This is a genomic window from Lactococcus sp. S-13 (assembly GCF_004210295.1).
Taxonomy (GTDB): Bacteria; Bacillota; Bacilli; order Lactobacillales; family Streptococcaceae; genus Lactococcus.
In genome coordinates, this window is the sequence record NZ_SDAK01000001.1 from 1,190,289 (window position 1) to 1,211,193 (window position 20,905).

Below are 20,905 nucleotides of genomic sequence, written 5' to 3' on the forward strand. Positions count from 1 at the left end.
TTTTACAACCGCTTTCATAAATTTATTATAGCACTTTTTTTAGAAAGTGGCTAAAATAAAGTGTGAATTTTTTCTCAAACTTTTTTATCAATTATTCGTTACATTTTCATATTTTTAACGTATAATAAAAAGAATGGACTTAGAAGCAAAACTCAAGGAAATTTTCGGTTACGAACATTTCCGAAATGGACAAAAACAAATCATTGAACAGGTGTTAGCTGGCAAAGACACTCTTGGAATTTTGCCCACTGGTGCTGGGAAATCCATCTGTTATCAACTTCCGGCACTCCTGCTCGATGGTGTTACATTGGTCGTCTCTCCTTTGATTAGTTTAATGAAAGACCAAGTTGATAGCCTCAATGTTACTGGCATTCCAGCCACTATGCTCAATTCAACGATTGATGAGAGTGAAGTAAATTTTCGAATGCAGGAAGTTCAAAAGGGAAAAATTAAACTTTTATTTGTTGCACCTGAGCGTTTTGAGTCAGATCGTTTTCGCTATTTTTTACAACAACTCCCACTTAAACTTGTTGCTATTGATGAAGCTCACTGTATTTCCCAGTGGGGGCATGATTTCCGACCTTCTTATGTCGAATTTACGAATCATTTGGCTGAATTAAAAAACAAGCCAACGCTTCTGGCTTTAACAGCAACAGCCACACCGCAAGTCGCCAAAGATATTCAAACTTTGCTGGCTATTTCTGCTAAACAAACGATTAAAACAGGATTTTTACGTGAAAATTTACGGTTTGAAGTGGCTAAAGGGGTGGACAAAAGGACTTTTCTAAAGGACTATTTGCAAAAACATCCGCAAGAATCTGGCATTATTTATGCCAGCACGCGCAAGGAAGTTGAAGAAATTACAGCTTTTTTGTGCAAGGCTAAATTTGCTGCCACGCGTTATCATGCTGGCTTGGCTGAAAATGAGCGCCAGAGTAACCAGGAAGCTTTTCTATATGACGAAAAACCAATTATGGTTGCTACGAATGCTTTTGGCATGGGCATCAATAAATCAAATGTTCGCTTTGTCATTCATTACAATATTCCTGCCACGATTGAAGCTTATTATCAAGAAGCCGGGAGAGCGGGGCGCGATGGCTTGGATTCTGATGCTATTTTACTTTTTGCTCCTAATGATTTACGCTTACGGTTGTACTTTATTGAGCAAAGCGAGAGTGATGAGCTACACAAAGCTCATGATTATGAAAAATTACGACAAATGGCAGCCTATGCCAATTCTGAAACGTGTTTACAGCGCTATATTTTACAATATTTTGGTGATGAAGGAGCCGACTGCGGAAAATGTAGTAATTGCTTAGACGAACGTGAACTTACAGATATTACGATTGACACGCAAAAAGTCTTGTCTTGCGTGGTTCGGATGCAAGAACGTTTTGGTAAAACAGCAGTTGCCCAAGTGCTTGTTGGTTCTAAAAATCAAAAACTTGCAAGCTGGCATTTTGAAAAACTGTCAACTTTTGGCATTATGAGTACGTATTCTCAAAAAAATGTGGGGGAATTGATTGATTTTTTGACGGCTGAAAATTATTTGACTGTTTCTAATGGTCAATTTCCGGTGCTTCGCGTTTCTGCCAAAGGCAAAAAAGTCTTGACAGGCAAGCAAAAAGTGATGCGGCGGGCGACTTTTATTGCTGACAAGAGAAATCTTGCTTCTGACCAGTTCAATCCTCAGGTCTTTGAAAAATTACGACAGTTGCGCTTAGAAATCGCCAAAGCTGAGAAAGTCCCACCTTTTTTGATTTTTTCTGATGCCGCCCTGAAAGAAATGAGTCTTGTTTGTCCCACGACAGAAACTGATTTTTTACAGATTTCTGGGGTCGGACCGGTCAAAATGGAAAAATATGGGCAAGTTTTCATGGCGCTACTGCGTGAAAATACGCTTTAACTCAATCAACACTTCATTGGAGTTATAAAAATCAAGTCCGATGCACCTAGCTTTTTTAATAAAATTCAATAAAAATACGCCACTTGTTGTCGCGATTGCTCTAAACATTTAGAGACAGACGTTAAACAAGAGGCGTATTTTTTATTTATTTATTTGTCATTTTTTTGTAGCGAAGCATCATTAAGTAGGCAATTATACTGAAAATAATTGGCCCACCAACCATTGAGACGACTGAAGTAATTGTTTGGCTAAGTGCTGCTGATGTTTGAGCAGCGGCTGGCAAGCCTACGTAATCAACAATCGGTTGGATAATGGTGAAGAAATTCGCGCCAATAACAACAATCAGAACCAAGAGGGTCAAAAATGTCGCTACTGCGTGTGATTTGAAAAATTCAATCGGTTTGTTGATTGTAGTATTTTTCTTGAAAAACCAGTAGGCGATGACGATGAAAATATAAGGCAAGGTCATCGAAACATTGGCCATGTAAGTTAAGATAAGGAAAAACTCGCTGGCTCCGCCTTGAGAAGTCAAGAAATTCAAGACAATAATCAATACAACAATAGCACATTGAATCCACATGGCAAATTTTGGCAGACCATTTTCGTCAAGTTTTCCTAATTTTCCAGGCCACAGTTTTTGTGGTGTTCCTGTAATCAATTGTTTAATCGGGCTATAAGTCAGGTTGAAAAAGGCACCCATGTAGGCAAGGAGCATTGACAGGCCAATATAGCGGGCAAAAATTGCTCCGAGAAGATCAGCGCCAGCAGTTGAAAGGCCTAAGGCGTGACCAACTGACTCACCAAGACTTTGCAAAAGCATATAAGGCACTGTCCCAAGGTTCATGGTGCCGGCTTTGATGGCTGGAAGCCATTGTGAATAGTCAACAAAGAAACCAACACTGAGAATGGCCACAGAATAACCAACAGCGATGACGATTGCTGAAGTGATAATGCCTCGAGGGAAGTTTTTCTCTGGTTTGTGTGTTTGGTCAACGAGTCCTGCAATAGATTCTACACCACCATAAGCAAAAATAGCAAAAACTAGAAAGGCGATGAAGGCGACAGCACTACCGTTGAAGGTTGGATTTGGTGAAGAAGCAAAGGCAGAAAGCGTGATTGGTGTTGCAGGGTGTCCATTGGCAATAAGCACAATAATAGCGCCAAGAATCAAAATAATATTGAGCGAAAGGACAGCAACTCCAGCAACTGAGGTGAATTTTTTGATGGTATCAACACCTTTGGACACCATGAAAGTGATAAGTCCCATCCAAACGATTGCCGCGAGGGAAATCCAGAAGGGAGAAGGTGTATTGGCCGAATTTCCAAAAATCAGATTGACGATTGGAATCAGAATTTTATTGGCAACTGAAACCATCCAGATGACGTAGCTGGCGTACCACATGAAGGTGCCAATGAAGGCAAAAGTTGGGTTGACAGCTTCACTCATCCAAGAGTAAATTCCGCCTTTTTCGTCTTTAAAGGCTGATCCCATTTCTGTGACCATGAAGGCAAAGGGCAGGAAAAAGAGTAATGCGCCAATGATGTACCAAGGAATGGCGCCGTAGCCCATTTGGTAGAAGGCAACGGGAATATTTCCGAAGCCAAAAACGGTCGTGAAAATCATGAGAGAGAGACCGACGAGGGAGAGTTTACCTTTTATGTTTTGTGACATAAGGTTTCCTTTCTTGTCTGGTGCGTTTTTGCACCTGTTTAGTAGATGGTTGAGAGAAAATGCTGACGCAAATTTTTTGCACTTTTCGTCAGTATTTTTTCTGAGAGATGAGTGTTGTCAGTGAAAATTTCCATTTTCAAAAACGATAAAGATTACACGCGCTGAATTTTCATGAAAAATAGGCATTAGTCTGATATTTTCAGATTGATAACAAAGCAAGCCGTCCAACAGAAATTTGCGAACAAACTCCTGTCGGGCGACTTGTGTAAGATAGAGCCAGAAAATTTACTGACGGATTATATTTTTCGATGACCGACGTTTTCGTCAGTATTTTTTCTAGCTGTCAGACGTAATTTTTCTTTCGTCAGCTGTTTTTTTCAGAATTTTTACTGACGAATTGGTTAAAAACATTTCGTCAGTAATTTCTCTGGTTTATTTTGCGACCTCGTTGTTCAAACGGATGATTTCAAGCAAGGTGTCCACTGCTTTTTCCATTGTTTGCACGGAAACAAACTCAAAACGGCCGTGCATATTTTCACCACCCGCAAAGAGGTTTGGTGTAGGAAGTCCCATAAATGAGATTTTTGATCCGTCAGTTCCCCCGCGAATAGGTTCAATGATTGGCACAATATCCAGATTTTCCATGGCTTTTTTAGCGATGTCAATGATAGACATATCTTTTTCAATCACTTGTGCCATGTTGTAGTATTGATCCTTGATGACTGGTTTGACGCGATTTTGACCGAGTTCAGCGTTCATTTTATCCGCAATTTCTTGAATCAAAGCTTTGCGCTCGTTGAATTTGCCTTCTTCGTGGTCACGAATAATGTATTGGCTGCGTGCTTCTTCTGGGGTTCCATCAAGTTTCAAAAGGTGGAAGAAACCTTCACGTCCTTCTGTCTTTTCAGGACGATCAAAGTCAGGCAAAGCATTGTGGAAATCAATCGCCAACTGCAAAGCATTCACCATTGTATTTTTCGCCGTTCCTGGATGGACATTTTTCCCTTGGAAATCAATGACTGCACCCGCTGCTGAGAAAGTTTCGTATTGCAACTCGCCAAGCGGCCCGCCATCCACAGTATAAGCAAAATCTACATCAAAATCAGCCACATCAAACTTATCTGCACCAACACCAATTTCTTCATCAGGGCCAAATCCAATACGGATTTCACCATGTTCAAAATCAGGGTTGATATTCAACAAATAATCCGCCAAAGTCATAATTTCAGCCACGCCAGATTTATCATCAGAACCAAGCAAAGTTGTGCCGTCTGTATGCACCAAAGTTTGGCCTTTATAATTTTTCAGATTTGGGAAATCTTTAGGATCAAGTGTAAATTCAGTCTCACCGAGCTGAATCACTGATTCACCGTCATAATTTTCCAAAATCTGCGGATTAACCCCTTCTGCATTGAAATCGGCAGTGTCTAAGTGGGCCAAAAGTCCAATTTTACGGACTTTTTTGTCCGTATTCGCAGGAATTGTTCCGATAATGTAACCATTTGATTCCAAATAATGAACATCTTGAACACCAATTGACTTCATTTCTTCACCCATTTTGTGCGCAAAAGCGACTAAATCCTGCGTAGAAGGTGTTGTCGTACTGTTTTCATCTGAACGTGTGTTCACTTTGACATATTCTAAAAAGCGTGGTAAAAGTTTTTCGTATTTCATAATGTTGAAATTTTCTCCTTAAATCCTATTTTTTTCGTTTGTTCATCAAATGTAAAATGTATCATTTCCAAATTCTGAATCGGTGCCAATTCCTCTGGACGGTAACCAAAAATGCTTATCAATGTTGCCCATAAAGCTGCACCATGACTGACGCAAAAGATATTTTGAGCCTCAGTTTCCTGAGCAATTTCACCAAAAGTTGAAAGCATTCGATCAGCCACCTCGTCGAACGTTTCACCCCCAAAATCCTTGAAAAATGTCGTCTTATCTCGCACTTCAAGGTACTGCGGATGCCCTTCAAATTGACCAAAATTTAGCTCTTTCAAGCCTTTCAAACGTTGATAAGCTTGCTTTGGAAAAATAATTTCCAGCGTATCACACGCTCTTTCTTGCGTCGAACTATAAAAAGCATCAAACTGAACTGGGAAATTTCTCAAAAATTGCCCCGCTTTTTGCGTGTCCGCAATTCCTTTTTCAGTCAATGGTGAATCGCACCAACCCTGTGTGCGCCCTTGAACATTGAACAAGGTTTGCCCATGACGCATGACATAGATATTTTTCATTTTATTCTCCTAGAGAGATAAAAGCCGTGAGCGGTTGAGTTTGCTGGATTTGTGCAGCAATGAATAGCTTCGCATCCGTAAATTTTTTCTCTGGAATCACTTGCTCAGAAAAATCCAAGAGGCAGCGGTATTCTCGCTCAGAAATTTTTTCAATGTAAGCATATTTTTCCAACACTTGAATGAAAATATCTGATTTCGTTTTAACCACTTCTTTTCGCATGAATTTCAGCAAAAAAGTAGTCATATATTTGAGCGCATACTCCGGATCAACGTCGCCAATAAGCTCGTAAACTTCCTGCTCCAAAGCCGTCAACGGCAGATTTTCAGCCACTTTATGAAAATAATTAAAGAGCGTGTCCGTTGATAAATCATAGCGACTGGAAAAATTTAAAGTCACCTGATTTATTGCATTTTTCAAACTCTGGAAGGCCCAAGATTCATCTAGTTTTTGCGCTAAATTACTCCCAGCTTCCACAAAAAATGGCGCTGTAAAGCTATTTTTGCTCAGAGAATTTACTGACGGATTTTTTTGCAGGACGTCAGCAAAATCTCCATCACCAAAGCACTCCAGCCCCAACGAATAACGCTTATCTGAACGCTCAACCAACCCCGCAGCAATAAAAGCATCAATCTGACGGTCAATATTTTTTACGTCAGCAAAATCTCTGTGAATTTGCCGCAACATCACCCCATCATTTTGAGCCAAATAGTTAATCAAATCTTTGAAAAAGGGCTGACGTGTCAGCCTATTTTCGTTGTAGATTTTAACAAGCATTAGTTGTTAAAGCTTTCAGTCAATTGTGGAACCACTTGTTTCTTACGTGAAACAGCACCTTCAAGGAAGGCATGACCATCTTCAAGTTTGAAATGGAAAGCCGCTTCAACCTTATCCGCATGTGAGCCCACTTCCACGATTTCTGAATTTGAGTTAACAATATCAGTAATCATGAACACAAAGTCATCATAACCATTTGCTTGCATTGCCGCATTGATTGCTGCTTTAAGATCCACCAAACGTTCCAAAACTTCAGGAATATCTACTGTATTAACTTGAGCAATACGAACTTTTGAACCGTTTAATTCGAATGTTTTAGCATCGATATCAATCAATTCTTCAGCTGATTTATTAGCTAAGTTTGTCCCAGCTTTGAGCATGGCAAGGCCATATTCTTCCAGATTTACACCAGCAATTTCAGCCAATTCTTTAGCCACTTTGTGGTCAGTCACGTGAGTAGTTGGTGATTTCAAAAGCAAAGTATCTGAAATTAAACCTGAAAGCAAAAGTCCAGCCACTTCTTTAGGAAGCTCAACACCAGCTTCAAGGAATTTGCGGTAAACAATTGATGATGCAGAACCGACAGGTTCAACTGTCATAAACAAAGGCGCAGCCGTATTAAAATTAGCCACACGGTGATGATCCACAACACCAAAGATTGTTACATCTTCAATATCAGAAATTGATTGTTGAAATTCATTGTGGTCAGTCAAAATAACCGTATCCACACCCTCTTCTTTAGCAGAAGTCACCACGCGGGGCGCTTCCACACCAAAGTAATCCAAAACAAATTGTGTTTCTTCATTTGGTGTTCCAAGAGCAACAACTTCCGTATTAAGCGCGCCATTTGGACGGTGATTGCTCAAATATGAGAAACCGTATGATGATGCAATAGCATCAGTATCTGGTTTTTGATGACCAAAAACAAAAATTTTGTCAGACATTTTCCTACCTCGTTAAAAAAATTTACTTCCCAGAACTTCAGCTCAGTTTGACTAAGCTAAGCATGGGCTTTCTCCGATAAAATCGGATGATATCCTCTAAATTATACCAAAAAAAGCATGATTTAGCACGCTTTCTTTGATATTTATTTTTCAGCTCAAATAAGTCACAAGATGCTGTGATTTTTTTCATCAAACAAGATGATAAACCTTTTTGAATTCTTTTTCGCTAATCCCACGAAACTCACCATTTGCATTCAAAATTAACCATTGACCCACATAAGCTTTGACTGGCGTAGCAAACGAGCCACCACCTGTTTTTCCAAGAATAACCTGCGTCACCACTCCTGCTTTGCCAATGCTTGCAGTAGGGCCAATAAATACCCCCACCACATCCTTTTTCCAGACTAATTTGCCTTCATCAAGCAGCTCTTGAACCCAAGCTTCTGGTGTTTCAGCTCTTGTCACTTTCCAAGCATTACACGTTCCTTCTATTCCAAATGTCGCTTTCATGTAACCGCCTTCTTTCTTTTGTTACGTTCATTATACACCCTCTCCTTTTCCTTGTCAATTCCTTTTCTACAAAAAAATGAACCCAGTAAACCTGGATTCATTCCTTAATTCAACGGCGTTCTAGCAAAATTTTCTAGTTTTTATTTGATCCGTGTCAAATAATCTTGGTAAGATTCGGTTGCCATCACTTCTTTAGCATTATGCACTCGGTCTTTTGTTGGAGGTTTAACTCCCTCAAGTGGATATTTCCAGCCCAACTCACGCCATTTAAATTCACCCATCGTGTGGTAAGGCAAGATTTCAAATTTCAAGACATTTTTCAACGTTTTGACAAATTCGCCCAGTTGAACCAAATCTTCATCGAAGTCGCTCTCTCCTGGAACTAAAACGTGGCGAACCCACATCGCATTCCCTCGCTCAGAAAGATATTGAGCAAAAGCAAGAATATTGTCATTTTTATTAGCAGTCAATTCTTTGTGACGCTCTGGATTGATTTCTTTAATGTCTAACAAGACCAAATCCGTATAATCAAGTAAGTCATCGATGCGTTCAGTGATATAATCATCCGTTTGATAAGGTTGAGCAGCCGTATCCAGTGTGGTGTGAATGCCTAGTGATTTAGCCACTTTAAAAAGCGCCGTCACAAAGTCAATCTGAAGCAGAGCTTCCCCTCCAGAAACAGTGATTCCCCCTTTTTCTCCCCAGAATCCACGGAAACGTGTTGCTTCGTCCAAAACATCCTCAACTGTTCGTTCTGAAGCTTTGTCTGATTTCATCGCCCAAGTGTCTGGATTATGGCAATATTTACAACGCATCCGACATCCTTGCATAAAGATAATAAAACGTACACCAGGCCCATCTACCGAACCAAAAGATTCCGTAGAATGAACCAATCCCGTAACTTTCTTGAGTTCTTCTATATTTTCAGACATTCCATTCTCCATTTCAAAGCAATTTACACCTCTATAATACCGCAAATATGGACTTTTATCAACTTATCTACCAGATTTTTAAAGACAAAAAATTGCTGACAAAAGTCAGCAATTTCAATTATTCTTCGATTTCTTCAGGCTTCACATCAAACTCTACTCGAAGCTTAACTACTCGTTTTCCAGAAACTTCCAAGCTAGTTAATGATAAATGATCCTCTTCATTATCTACTTTGCAGACAATTTGCTGACCTTTTTCTGGAATTTGACCAGTTTCCGACAAGAAATAACCAGCAATTGTGTCTACATCATTGCTTTCAAGATGCGTCTCAAATTCTTCGTTGAAATCATTAAGCGTCATTTTTCCTTGAACAACATACAGATTGTCTCCGATTTTAAAAACTTCTTCTTCAGCAATATCAGTTTCATCGTCAATTTCTCCAACGATTTCTTCCAATAAATCTTCTAAAGTGATAAGTCCTTCAACGCCCCCGTATTCATTAAGTAAAACCGCCATTTGATTTTGGGTTTTACGCATTTGGCGCATCAAATCATCCACAAAAATTGTTTCTGGTACAAACAAAGGCTCTTGCAAAATTTCGCGCAAATCAATATTTTCAAAACCATGATCAAAACCATATCTCAACAATTTTTTAACGTGCAAAATTCCTAAAATATTATCTTTGTCGTCATCATAGACAGGCACACGCGAATAGGTTTCGTTTAAAATTGCAGTGATACTTTCATGTGAATCATCATTAACATCAATCATGAAGGAATCCGTCCGTGGCACCATAATCTCCCTTGCCACCAACTCATCCAAGCTGAAAACACCTGTGATCATCTCACGTTCGCTATCATCCAGCGCTTCATCATTAGAATTAAGCAAATACTCAATCTCATCTCGAGTCATGCTTTCATCAGCATCATCAAATTTCATTGGTGTTAAACGGCTCAATAAATTCGTTGAGCTAGCCAAAAACCAGACAAAAGGCTTCATCACCTTCCCTAAAAATTGAATAGGTGGTGCAACACGTAGCGCCATTTTTTCCTTCAGATTTTGGGCGATTCGTTTAGGATACAATTCCCCAAAAACCAATGAAACATAGGTCAAGATTGCCAAAACAATCACCTGTGCCAAAGTTTTAGCCAAAGTCGTCCCACCCAAAAGTGGTGCTAAGCGTGAAGAAAGGGCATCTGCCAGACTGGCCCCAGCCAAGATGTTAATCAGAGTAATTCCGATTTGAATCGTTGAAAGGAAATTGCTTGGTTGATTCAATATTTTGACAAGATTGATGTATTTTTTATCACCTTCACTTGCTTTTTGCTCAACCTTTGTTCGGCTAAGACTGACCATTGCCATTTCACTGGCAGAGAAAAAGGCATTTAAAGCCGTCAGAAAGATAAGTAAGAGAATCTGCAAGAGTATCGATACACTCTCGGGATCAGGGTTTGACATTATTACTCCTTGAATTTAAGATTAAGGTGTGAGACCGACTATTTTGAAAGATTGAAAATTAGGAAATCACGCAAAGCAACTTTGTTGCTTGAAGAGATTTATCTATTCTCACCTCTTTCAAGGAGGACGAACTCAGTTAAAGATGTGAGCCCGACTGTTCTGAAAGATTGAAAATTAGGATATCACGCAAAGCAACTTTGTTGCTTGAAGAGATTTATCTATTTTCACCTCTTTCAAGGAGGACGAACTCAGTTAATAAGACATAAAACGCCCATGGAATGGCGAAATTATTTTATTAGATAGCATTTATTATATCATATTTTTATTCTCATTTTGAAATAATTTTCCTCTGCTGCTCTCTATGATTTCGATAAAGGCTGTTTAAGAACTTCACGATCTCTTTGACCAGACAATAAGTCGGAACAGCGATAATCATTCCAACAATTCCATAAAGACTGCCAGAAATAAGCATCAGAATCATTACAGTCACTGGATGAACTTTAACTGCTGACCCAACGATTTTAGGATAAACCAGATTGCCATCCAATTGTTGAAGGACAAGGACGTAAACAACGGCAATAAGTGCAGTAATTGGACGATTGAAAGCAACAGTCAGCACCATTGGCAGTACCCCAATGTAAGGGCCGGCGTAAGGAATCAGATTTGTCACCCCAGCAAAAAGGGCAAAAAGGAAGGCATAAGGAATTCCTAACACGAGATACCCTACAAAAACTACCACAAAGACTAAGAGCGCATCAAGCGCAACTCCTGAAATATATCGCGAAATGGTATGGTTCATATTTTCCAATAACTCAAAGATATTGAGCTTATCTTCAACCAAAACGTTCTTTTTCAAGAATGGGATGATTTTTTCACCATCTTTAAGCATATAAAACAGCAAAATTGGAACTAAAATGAGAACCATAACAATGCTTGTGGCAATACTCACGATGCTTCCCACGCTAATTGTGATGCTATTAAGCAGATTATGGAGAATATCTGTATAGGACAGGTTCAATTTTTCTACAAGACTATTAACATCCACTTGTCGGTAAATTTCAGCGAATCTTGGACTATGACGCAGCCCTTCAAGCCATTTCATTGCTTCTGGATAAACTTTTGCTGTTGCACTAATCAGATCCGTCAGTTGCGAAATCAAGCTAGGAATTACCGAAGCAATTGCAAAAATAATCATTCCTAAAAGAACTAAAAGAACAATAAAAATACCAAATATTTTTTTGATTTTTAATTTTTGCTCCAGATAAACAACGACTGGATTAAAAACATAGTACAAAAAACCAGCGATAATAAAAGGAATGAAAAGAAGAGCGAGCAAGGTTTTGATGGGTTGAAAGACAAATTGAATCTCGGTTAGCATGAAGATTAAGAGCGCCACCGCTAAAATCTCAATTGTCCAGAAGAAAAGTTTACTTTTTTTAAACATAGGCTCCCTTTGGCTCAAATCTTTTTGTAAATTAGACTTGGCTTTCTTATTTTGATAAATTTTGGTACAGTTTTGTGACTATTTATATTATAATAAATCCAAGGCTTATGCCCCTGACACTATCTATAATACCATAAACTGATTTACTGTGCTACAAAGGCATCCAAGCAAAAAATCAAGTAACTTAAATTTACTTGATTTGATATTGCAACGCTGTTAAAAACTCTGTTAAAAAAATATACAAAAATTATTCATTGCACCGCCGTGCGTAAAATTGAGAATCATGAGTGAGCACTTATTGAGTGCTTTTTATTTATCTACTAAATTTCTTATTCGCTTTATCGTTTTATCACTAAAATTAGAAATATTAAAAATGCTCTGCATACTCTTTATAAGGTGTTCAAATTCTATTGGATCATTTTTTATCGTTAAGAGATGAACTGCAAGCTCTAATTCCTCTATAGATACATAATTCGATTTTCTACAATTGAATTTATATTTTGAATTTTTTCGTATAGAGTTAACTTTCGAGTCCCGTACGTATAAAAATTTATCCTTCTGAATTATTGCTGAACTATTTATTAACTTCTGAACACAAGTCTTAAATTGTTCACCATTAAACTCTTCTTCCATTATCATTTCTAATCTTTTTTTCAAGAATTTTTTATGAATAGGAGATTCCTCTATTATCACATTTAAAATATAACCAGTCATATAGTGATTGTCCCCGAGCCAGTCCCTGTGAGCTGGAAAAATCGCAACATACTCTCCTACATAGTCTTTAATAGATTCTTCTTTATTCTCATAAAATCCTTTTAATAGTGGAAACTCGTTTTCTTGCAATGAAATTGGCTGCTCATATAGTAAATATTCATCATCACAATAAATATCACCATCAAGAATCAAGCCATCGATAATTTGATTGATATTAACTAATTCCTCAAATTCTTCTATTTCTTCATTTAAAATATAAAAATCCTCAATTTCTTTAATTAAATTAGACTTTTTCACCCTTCCTTCCCACTGGACAGTTTCATATACTATATCTATAACAAAATCTTTATCTCTTATATTGAAAGGCGGTCTAGGGAAATCAAAGTAAGTAGTTATTAATTTTATATCATTAACTGATTCTCCCATCTCAGTATCCGGTATAAGCAGTTCAATATCATTAAAATTTACCTTATTCAAAAAAACTTTCACTTCATCTTGAGTTAATAAACTCGAGTATGAATCCCCTTGTTTCTTAGTAATTTTCATAATGTCCTTTTTTTGTATTCCTGTTCTTTGAGATAATTCTAAGACACTAACTACCTTTTCATTACCTTGGAATAAAATATTTTTTTCAAGCGTTCCTATTATGCTCTTTTTCATACACAATTTTTCTTTCTTCTTCAAGGGAAAATTCCCTTTCGAAAAATCTTCTAATTTTTGATCAAAAAAAGTTGGGGGATTTGAAACACATTTCAAATCTTTATAATTTTTGTAAAGTTTGTAGGGAAAGTTCTGCCCAGAAAAATACCTCAGTATTAAATCATCCAAATCCTTCTGTATCTTTTTATTTTTGTCTTTAATTTCATCTACAGCTAGTTCGGAAATTTTTAGATGCTGCTCCAAATGATTTATACCTAAAAATTTACTTTTTTTTTCATCAATTCTCTTTATTTCATATAAATATTTTACAGCATGACCACAGTCACAATGTAAAGTATTCTTATTTCCTAAGTGAATATCGAAGTTTAAATCCTCAGTATAACCTGCAAAAAGCCATTGTGTATTGTTAATAATATTTGTATGAAATTTAGAAATCCACAACCATTTGCGATGAGAGTAGAGCGCCTCATTTTGCTCTAATGATAATTGTCTAAAAAATTTTACCCGCCTTTCTAATAAGCGATCCTTTGCCTTATTTTTTTTCTTTGTATAACTCATTTACACCCCCAACACTATATGCTTCCTGCATTAGTTTCCTTAACCTACATCCTTCCTTAGATCACAGCTGTACTTTTTTCTTCCCTCAATTATTATTTCCTTCTGTGAAGGTTCTCATGCTTGCGTTTCTCTTTTAGAAAATTATAGCATAATCGGGATAAAATAAAAACGCCCTGAAGGGCGGAGATAGTTATTTTATTACTTCAACTATCAGAAATTTAGTATAGTTCATATCATCTGTGAGCGAGTGGTTTAAAATGTGCCCTGATCATTAATTATTTAATTTTGATTATATCCAAACTTACGTGATTGGAAAGCCTCCTTCCAATATATTTCTCTTTTTAATGCTTTACCTTTTCCAATTTCATCTTTTTTAAATATTTCTAGAACTGTGTATTGAAAATTCTTTTGAACATACTCTATCCCTTTGTTACTGACGAGTTCTTTTAATTTAGTATTTGGATATTTACTATCTTCTTTCTCATTTTTATCATATCCATCAGCAAGATAAGCAGACCATCGTCCATAAATACCATCTTGGCCAGTTGCAGAACCAACGTATAATTTTCCAGTTTTTTTATCTGTTATTAAATAGACCCCATAAACTTCTGATAAAGCTTGCACCCACAACTTATTATTCCAATGCTGTTTTAAATCATAATAGCTTTTACATAAGTTTTCATAACCTGGGAAGTTAATATCTAATTCAAAATATGGTTCTGTTGAAATAGAATCTACCTGGACGCTGTTAATAATCTCAGGGTTAACATAAAAAAAACTTTGACCCCTGTTTTTGAAATCAACAATCAGCCTTTCTGCATATTGATCATATTCTTGAATTCTGACTGCTTCAGCATAAGACTTGAAATAATTTGCAGAAAAATGGTAAGTTAAACTATCTCGGCTTTTGATGTCGTATGCCCCAACAAAGAGCCACCTATGCTTTTCAACCTCAATAAATTGAAATTGTATATCGTTCACTGCATTTCTAGATACACTCTTACTCCCAGCTGTCAACATCATGGGAATAAAATAATCTTCTTTCATTCTACACATATCAGCATAATCAAATACAATATCATTATACTTCCAATTAGTGTTAAATCTTAATTTTATTCTTTTTCCTTTATATTTTTCCAGTAAAGTTTCAAAATTAAGTATATCTTTCAATAAAATCGTCATCAATAATTCTCCTAAAAACCTTTTTGAACTAATTTGTTCATTATAAAACTTGCTACACAGATTATTACCGAAATCTCCTCAAATTAGATTCTAATTCATCTCATTTTCTTCTAGCATGTATTTGCCTTACCTGAGCAGCTTGGAATAAATTTTGCTTTCAAAATATTATTCTCCTACTAGATAATAGCTTATCATATTTTTAAGTTCATATCATTCATGAAGAGTAATTGAAACTGCCCCCTTTATCACAAGTCATAAATTTTAGGAATTCAAAAATCCCTGACTGAACGATGTGCTTCTCATACCTACGTGATGTCAGTATGGATTTTGTCTAGCGTTGTAACCTCCACACCTTTGAGAGCGTTAGGAACTTTACACCCGAAACCGTGTTTTTGGTATGACATTATACCACGTATCGTAAAACTGAAATTTTCGTTGTTGCGTCCATTAAAATTAATAATTGATATCCCTTATATTTACAACTTACTTTCTATTTCCTAATATAAAAATCAGAGCCTATTATATAGATACTAGTATTTAAAATAGTTTTAAGGTAAAATAATAGTAAAATATTTAGTGAGGTAAACTTATGGACACGCAGGATTTGATAACACGTTCTGAAAATCAAATTGACGATTTCAAAAAGAATAATGAAGTTATTTTAAAAGATAATATCAATCAAGAAATTATTAAAACGAAAAATTCATTTTCAAAAGAAATTTGGGACGAAGAATTATCTTTAGAAGTTGAAAAAGAAGTTGAAAAGAAATTAACTGCACTTAATAACAGCATTGATCTAAATCCTACTTCGATTTATTTCACCCTCAAAGCCGAAACTGCTCTCAATCCTGATATTTCAGAAGAGGAGCTTAAGTTAGCTGCTTATAAATTTTTATCTTCAAAAACCAAAAATAAATTTATGAAAAAAATTTTGAAAGAAAAAATAAGCAAATTCACAAAAGGGGGAAATAAATGAGTATTCAAACCTTAGGAATAAAAATCGGGAAAATCATTATTCAAATTATTTCTCAACAGATTATAAAATATACTACAAGTGAGCAGTTTCAAAAACGAGTCAGTGATATGTTGGATGGGGTAATTGATAAGATTGTAAAAGCAGTACTATCAGAGAATAAAAGTAAGTAAAAGCATCTATAATGGATGCTTTTTTCTTCCCATTAATTATTTCTTTGATTTTTTATTAAACGATGTCATAAATATCTATTATTAACGTTAAAACACCTATTTTCCATTTTTTACCTAAACTATTGATAATATGCATATTAGAGCTTTTATCTCCACTTTTTTTGCGAGAATTCCCACAAAAACTAATTTTCCCATAAATCGTTGTGTAGCTTGAATGATTAGGCTTTTTTGACACTTTTTCTATGATTTCACACCCCCTTTCATTTTTTAAAAGTTGTGCAACTTTATTTGTGACTCCATCTACCCTATCCTCCAAAAAGAAATTTATTTTTATTTTGGATAGGGGGGGGTAACTTTAGTTTACTTTTAGAGTAATTTTTACTATTTTAGAATAACTATAGTTGATTACATTCATTATCATACTTACTATGCTGCCATAAGACCTTAGAGCAACTTAAAAAGTACCTCACTCAAATAGAGAGGTACTTTTATTTTACGCTTGTGCTATGATCTCCTTGGCTCTCTTCATGAATTTAGCTGTTCGTGTAGAAACTTGGTAAACTGTCAATCCTGTGTGCTCAGCAGTTTCTGCGATACTTAATAACCGCTCTGCTTGGTCAGATAGTAAGCTCATTGGTAACCTCCATTCTTACGTTTGGAAATAACTTCCATGACGGCATAGGTTAATTTATCTTCAGCAATCCCAAGCTCAGAAGAAAGTTCAACAACATCAGCAGCAGCAAGAATGTCAAATGCTGACAAATCTGTTTTCCTTGATCTTTGGCGCTGTTCTCTAATTCCTCTAGCATATCCAGCCCAGTATAAGTCTGGGGCTATCCACCTTGCCTCTCTACCGTTCGCTTTGTTAGCCATAGAAAGCTCGAAAGTATTAAGAAATAATGAATCATCAACAGGCCTGGTATAACAAGCTCTTAGATCTCGCTTAGCTTGTTGCTTCTCTTTCCAACGTTGTACCATTCCAGCAGTAATTTTAATACTCCATGGTTCGCGGTTAGTGTTAATAAAAAATACATTTTTGTTAAACGCATTTCCAGAGACGCTTTTACGGATAAAATAATGATTACGATTTTCATCTAAAGGAGTAGAAAAAAGCAAAATATACTTGTTTTCTGCAGTGATACTTTTCATAACCTACACCTTAACCTTTCGTCATGTAACGTGTGTATGCTGTAACTGTTCTAAACGTGCGTTCTAAGCCCCGTTTGTTCCAAACCGTCCAAATATGAGTACTTGGGTCAAACTGAACCTGTGCGCCTGACTGTGTGCCGTGAGTTGGGTATAATACTTCGATTGTATTGTTCATTTGTGTTACCTCTCTTTTTAGTGTAAAATAGAGAGTAGAAAAGCTTTACTAGAGCCTTTCTACTCATAATTACTTTTTTCAAAAACTGTCTTTGGTCGCCAAACTTTCGGACAGTTTTTTTGTTGCAATTTTTTCGACATATTCCTTGATGTCCTTATAAGTTTCCCCAAAATCAAGTAAAGGAATAACCAGCGCTTTTAACTTGTTATATCGTTCTAATTCTTCAGCTGTCAGCAAGTCAACCATTGGAACGCCTTTATCTCCCCGAGCTTGTACCTTCGTATAAGGCAAACCTGTAGCACACTTAATTAGCAACTTTCTAAAATTACTTTGTGCGTAGTTATTAGTATGCTTCCAATTTTGAACTGCATCCGTTAAACTTCGAGTAGTCGCTTTTTCTGTGGCTCGCTCAATTTTGCGAGCTTGTAGCTCATTTCTCATCGCAACAAAGGCTGCAGCTAAATCAAATTTAAATTGTACAACTGCAGGAGTGTTCCCCAAAAGCGGAATAAAGAAAAGAGTTTGTTGTTCGTTTAATTTATATACTTTTCTTGAGCGTCCTGCATCATTTACATTTAGCTTTTTGAAAAAGCTATTTAGATGTGCAATTTTTTCAAGTTCAGAACGATATTTACGTACCAAGTCAGATTCAACTTTATAAGAGTTGCCTGATTGTGTCGCAATAATCTCGGTCGTGGTATAAAAATTTTCATTGCTTGATTTAGATAAGTCGAGACTGTCAAATAATACTAATGGGTTCATCTTCCTCTTTTCTACTGACAGATCTGTCAGGCTACTCACCGTGTTTCAACGCTTTATTTTTATGTTTTCAATTTTGCGTACTGGGCGGTGCTAGAAAGACAAATCAACATGAACAAACTAAATATCAAAGAATACAAAACCAAAGGCGGAGAGGTGCGTTATATTCTCCGTGGTGCTTATATTGGTACTGATGTGCTGACAGGTAAGCAAGTTAAAACATACGTCAGAGGGCGTACAAAAACAGGCGTCAAGAATGAACTCGAACGCCTGAAAAATGATTTTAAGAAAAATGGTTGTGCTAAAAGAAAATCATCCTTGAACACTTTTTCTGAAGTTGCTGAGAGTTTCTTTGAATTTTATAAGCTGCAGCAAAAAATTGGATCAGTTAAACAAATGAGAGCTAATCTTGATACTTATTCTCTCCCAGCTTTTGGAAATAAACGAATTAGTAAAATTACTACTGCACAAATCCAAAAGCAAGTAATCCTTTGGGCCAAAAACGCTGCAGAACCTCTTGAAGGTAAGCAGAAAAGAACGCAGGGAAAAGGAAAAGACTATAAGTTACAATTTAACGTGATAAATCGTATATTCCAACACGCTTTTTCTCTTGGGATGATAGATTTTAACCCTTGCCAGTCGGTAATTATCCCGCAGATAAAAATTGATAAAGCGACTAAACAGCTCAAATTTTATACTAAAATGGAGCTTGAAACGCTATTCTCTCACGTTAGAAGTTTGCCTAGTGGTAAATGGTCAACTGAGTACTTTCAAGCGCTTCTACGCCTACTCGTGGCTTCTGGCTTACGTATCGGGGAGGCTATGGCTCTATCATGGTCTGATATTGATTTAGATAAACAAACTATTTCTATCAGCAAGACCACTGTACAGCGCACCACTATCCAAGATACTCCCAAAACTAACAAAAGTACTCGTCAAATTACTATTGATCCTAAAGCAAATGCAACACTTAAACATTGGTTCTTCTATCAAAAAAAACACTTCATGAGCTTAGGAAATCCACACCAACCACTTGTATTTCCAACTTGGCAAGGAAACGTTATGGATTACCATAGTTTAGCTTATCGGCTCAAAAAAATTGAAACAGAAGCCAAACTTCCTTTATTATCTTTTCATGGTTTTAGACATTCTCATGCAAGTCTATGTTTAAATGCTGGCATGACCTACAAAGTTATTCAGGAGCGTCTAGGGCATTCAACTTTACAAATGACAATGGATTTATATTCACATCTTGAGCCTGAAAAGAAAAATAAAGAGCTGGAACTATTCACTAAATACGCTAAATACGCTAAATACGCTAATTTTTAGGTGGAACGCTGTTAAAAACTCTGTTAACTCTTTTTTCAAAAAATTAAAAAGCACTGAAACACAGTATTTTCAATGCTTGACACGTTTTAATAGAAACTTTATAATAAATCCAAGGCTTTTAAGCAAACTAATCTTTCAAGAGGATAAAGGAGAAAAAATGGAAATTCGAATCACACGAGATACGATGTCTGATATTTACTTTGATGCTTTGCGTATTCGCAATCAAGTATTTGTCAAAGAGCAAGGGGTGCCTTATGAGCTGGAAGTAGGCAATGCGCTCGAGGAGGCTGCTGCTGTACATTTTGTGCTTTATGACGCTGGTGTCGCCCAAGGAACCGTGCGATTACTTACGAACCCAGCGGGTAGCTCGGCGTTGATTCAACGTATGGCCATTTTCAAGGAATCCAGAGGAAGGGGTTACGCCAATGTTTTGCTAGAGGAACTGGTCGTTTTTGCGCAAAATGCTGGTATCGAAAAACTAGAACTTCATGCTCAACTTTCTGCTCGAGGCCTCTATGACAAGCATGGTTTTGCAGAGGTGGGCGATGTTTTTGAAGAAGCAGGAATTGCGCACATCACGATGGAAAAAGGGCTTAATAAACAGAAAAATCACTGACGAAAGTGATTTTTTTGTTTAAATATCAGAGAATTTACTGACGAATTTTTTTCTAATCTTTTCGTCAGCATTTTCTCTCCTTTTTTTAATTTTTTAGGATTTCGGCAACACGTTTTTTTAGCTCGGGTAAAACTTCTGCTTCAAACCACGGATTTTTAGATATCCAAATATTATTGCGCGGACTGGGGTGGACGAGCGGAAAATATCGAGGTAAATAATTTTGAAAATTATGGATGACATCAGTCGTTTTTGCTGACGATTTCAGTGGCAAATAATGTTTCATCGCGTAAGCACCAACCAAAATGAACAATTCAATCTCAGGCATTTGCGTCAGTAAAATCTCGTGCCATTTATTAGCAAAATCCTTACGTGGCGGTAAGTCGCCCGATTTTCCTTTCCCTGGAAAATAAAAATCCAGCGGTAAAATTGATAACTTGTCAGAAGTGTAGAAGCTGTCTCGGTCAATGCCCAGCCAATCGCGCAACCGATCGCCCGACGGATCATTCCAAAACAGCCGTGACTCTTGCGCGCGAATCCCTGGCGCTTGGCCAATGATGCAAATTTTGGCCTGCTGATGCACCGAATAAAGCGGATCAATTCCTTGCTCAGTGTACGATTTATTTTGTGGGTCAGCCTTGATTGCCTCAAAAATCTCTTGAAATTTATCCATGATTAAATTATACACTTCCTCAAGATTTTTTGCATTCTCTCAGACTTTTTTCCGATAAATCAGAAAAGTGA

The 20,905-nt window shown here is 36.8% G+C and carries 22 protein-coding genes; 5 read left to right on the top strand and 17 right to left on the bottom strand.

Translation table 11 applies throughout. From position 1 onward, the window contains the following. Positions 1-133 precede the first annotated feature (133 nt). Entirely contained in the window at positions 134-1,906 is a 1,773-nt protein-coding gene (gene recQ, locus EQJ87_RS05880; protein ID WP_130123750.1) for a DNA helicase RecQ, read from the top strand. 145 nt (positions 1,907-2,051) lie between these two features. Here recQ and yjeM read toward each other — a convergent pair whose 3' ends face one another. From yjeM to EQJ87_RS05935, 11 genes are all read right to left on the bottom strand, one after another. Beyond that, positions 2,052-3,578 (bottom strand): glutamate/gamma-aminobutyrate family transporter YjeM, encoded by a 1,527-nt coding sequence (gene yjeM / locus EQJ87_RS05885; RefSeq protein WP_130123751.1) that lies wholly within the window; start codon positions 3,576-3,578, stop codon positions 2,052-2,054. A 432-nt stretch (positions 3,579-4,010) separates the two neighbouring features. After that, positions 4,011-5,252, bottom strand: a complete 1,242-nt coding sequence (gene pepT, locus EQJ87_RS05890; RefSeq protein ID WP_130123752.1) for a peptidase T — start codon at positions 5,250-5,252, stop codon at positions 4,011-4,013. Continuing rightward, the gene (locus tag EQJ87_RS05895; RefSeq protein WP_130123753.1) at positions 5,249-5,815 is read right to left on the bottom strand and encodes a histidine phosphatase family protein; all 567 of its coding nucleotides are present in this window, start codon (positions 5,813-5,815) and stop codon (positions 5,249-5,251) included. Before EQJ87_RS05895 ends, pepT begins: the two co-directional genes overlap by 4 nt. Position 5,816: 1 nt before the next feature. After that, positions 5,817-6,590 (bottom strand): DUF1803 domain-containing protein, encoded by a 774-nt coding sequence (locus EQJ87_RS05900; RefSeq protein ID WP_130123754.1) that lies wholly within the window; start codon positions 6,588-6,590, stop codon positions 5,817-5,819. Beyond that, entirely contained in the window at positions 6,590-7,534 is a 945-nt protein-coding gene (locus tag EQJ87_RS05905; RefSeq protein ID WP_130123755.1) for a manganese-dependent inorganic pyrophosphatase, read from the bottom strand. Before EQJ87_RS05905 ends, EQJ87_RS05900 begins: the two co-directional genes overlap by 1 nt. 189 nt (positions 7,535-7,723) lie before the next feature. Next, complete coding sequence (locus EQJ87_RS05910) at positions 7,724-8,044, bottom strand: hypothetical protein (protein ID WP_130123756.1); 321 nt, start codon at positions 8,042-8,044, stop codon at positions 7,724-7,726. A gap of 140 nt (positions 8,045-8,184) precedes the next feature. After that, the gene (gene pflA, locus EQJ87_RS05915) at positions 8,185-8,976 is read right to left on the bottom strand and encodes a pyruvate formate-lyase-activating protein (protein ID WP_130123757.1); all 792 of its coding nucleotides are present in this window, start codon (positions 8,974-8,976) and stop codon (positions 8,185-8,187) included. Positions 8,977-9,094: 118 nt separating this feature from the next. Further along, positions 9,095-10,432, bottom strand: coding sequence for a hemolysin family protein (locus EQJ87_RS05920; protein WP_130123758.1), 1,338 nt, complete (start codon positions 10,430-10,432; stop codon positions 9,095-9,097). A 328-nt stretch (positions 10,433-10,760) separates the two neighbouring features. Then, positions 10,761-11,876, bottom strand: a complete 1,116-nt coding sequence (locus EQJ87_RS05925; protein WP_130123759.1) for an AI-2E family transporter — start codon at positions 11,874-11,876, stop codon at positions 10,761-10,763. 309 nt (positions 11,877-12,185) lie between these two features. Further along, a complete protein-coding gene (locus EQJ87_RS05930; protein ID WP_130123760.1) occupies positions 12,186-13,808 on the bottom strand; it encodes a hypothetical protein in 1,623 nt (540 codons plus the stop codon). Positions 13,809-14,087: 279 nt separating this feature from the next. Beyond that, a complete protein-coding gene (locus EQJ87_RS05935; RefSeq protein WP_130123761.1) occupies positions 14,088-14,990 on the bottom strand; it encodes a GIY-YIG nuclease family protein in 903 nt (300 codons plus the stop codon). A 589-nt stretch (positions 14,991-15,579) separates the two neighbouring features. On the opposite strand from EQJ87_RS05935, the gene EQJ87_RS05940 reads away from it, so the two are divergent. Then, on the top strand, positions 15,580-15,966 hold the full coding sequence (locus EQJ87_RS05940; protein ID WP_130123762.1) for a hypothetical protein: 387 nt from the start codon (positions 15,580-15,582) through the stop codon (positions 15,964-15,966). Then, the gene (locus EQJ87_RS11540) at positions 15,963-16,136 is read left to right on the top strand and encodes a hypothetical protein (RefSeq protein ID WP_190289050.1); all 174 of its coding nucleotides are present in this window, start codon (positions 15,963-15,965) and stop codon (positions 16,134-16,136) included. The genes EQJ87_RS05940 and EQJ87_RS11540 overlap by 4 nt, the downstream gene beginning before the upstream one ends. A gap of 55 nt (positions 16,137-16,191) precedes the next feature. On the opposite strand, the gene EQJ87_RS05945 is transcribed toward EQJ87_RS11540, so the two are convergent. From EQJ87_RS05945 to EQJ87_RS11715, 5 genes are all read right to left on the bottom strand, one after another. Next, on the bottom strand, positions 16,192-16,452 hold the full coding sequence (locus tag EQJ87_RS05945) for a hypothetical protein (protein ID WP_130123763.1): 261 nt from the start codon (positions 16,450-16,452) through the stop codon (positions 16,192-16,194). A 177-nt stretch (positions 16,453-16,629) separates the two neighbouring features. Beyond that, entirely contained in the window at positions 16,630-16,770 is a 141-nt protein-coding gene (locus tag EQJ87_RS11545) for a hypothetical protein (RefSeq protein WP_190289051.1), read from the bottom strand. Further along, on the bottom strand, positions 16,767-17,285 hold the full coding sequence (locus EQJ87_RS11710; protein WP_223804507.1) for a hypothetical protein: 519 nt from the start codon (positions 17,283-17,285) through the stop codon (positions 16,767-16,769). Before EQJ87_RS11710 ends, EQJ87_RS11545 begins: the two co-directional genes overlap by 4 nt. Before the next feature lie 10 nt (positions 17,286-17,295). Further along, positions 17,296-17,460 (bottom strand): hypothetical protein, encoded by a 165-nt coding sequence (locus EQJ87_RS11550; protein WP_190289052.1) that lies wholly within the window; start codon positions 17,458-17,460, stop codon positions 17,296-17,298. Positions 17,461-17,538: 78 nt separating this feature from the next. Continuing rightward, on the bottom strand, positions 17,539-18,222 hold the full coding sequence (locus EQJ87_RS11715) for a Rha family transcriptional regulator (protein WP_223804508.1): 684 nt from the start codon (positions 18,220-18,222) through the stop codon (positions 17,539-17,541). Positions 18,223-18,330: 108 nt separating this feature from the next. On the opposite strand from EQJ87_RS11715, the gene EQJ87_RS05960 reads away from it, so the two are divergent. Further along, positions 18,331-19,548, top strand: coding sequence for a tyrosine-type recombinase/integrase (locus EQJ87_RS05960; protein ID WP_130123764.1), 1,218 nt, complete (start codon positions 18,331-18,333; stop codon positions 19,546-19,548). Positions 19,549-19,705: 157 nt separating this feature from the next. Continuing rightward, positions 19,706-20,164, top strand: a complete 459-nt coding sequence (locus tag EQJ87_RS05965; protein ID WP_130123765.1) for a GNAT family N-acetyltransferase — start codon at positions 19,706-19,708, stop codon at positions 20,162-20,164. Positions 20,165-20,249: 85 nt separating this feature from the next. Here the strand turns inward: EQJ87_RS05965 and EQJ87_RS05970 are convergent, their stop codons facing one another. Then, complete coding sequence (locus EQJ87_RS05970) at positions 20,250-20,834, bottom strand: uracil-DNA glycosylase family protein (protein WP_130123766.1); 585 nt, start codon at positions 20,832-20,834, stop codon at positions 20,250-20,252. Between the last annotated feature and the right edge of the window lie 71 nt (positions 20,835-20,905).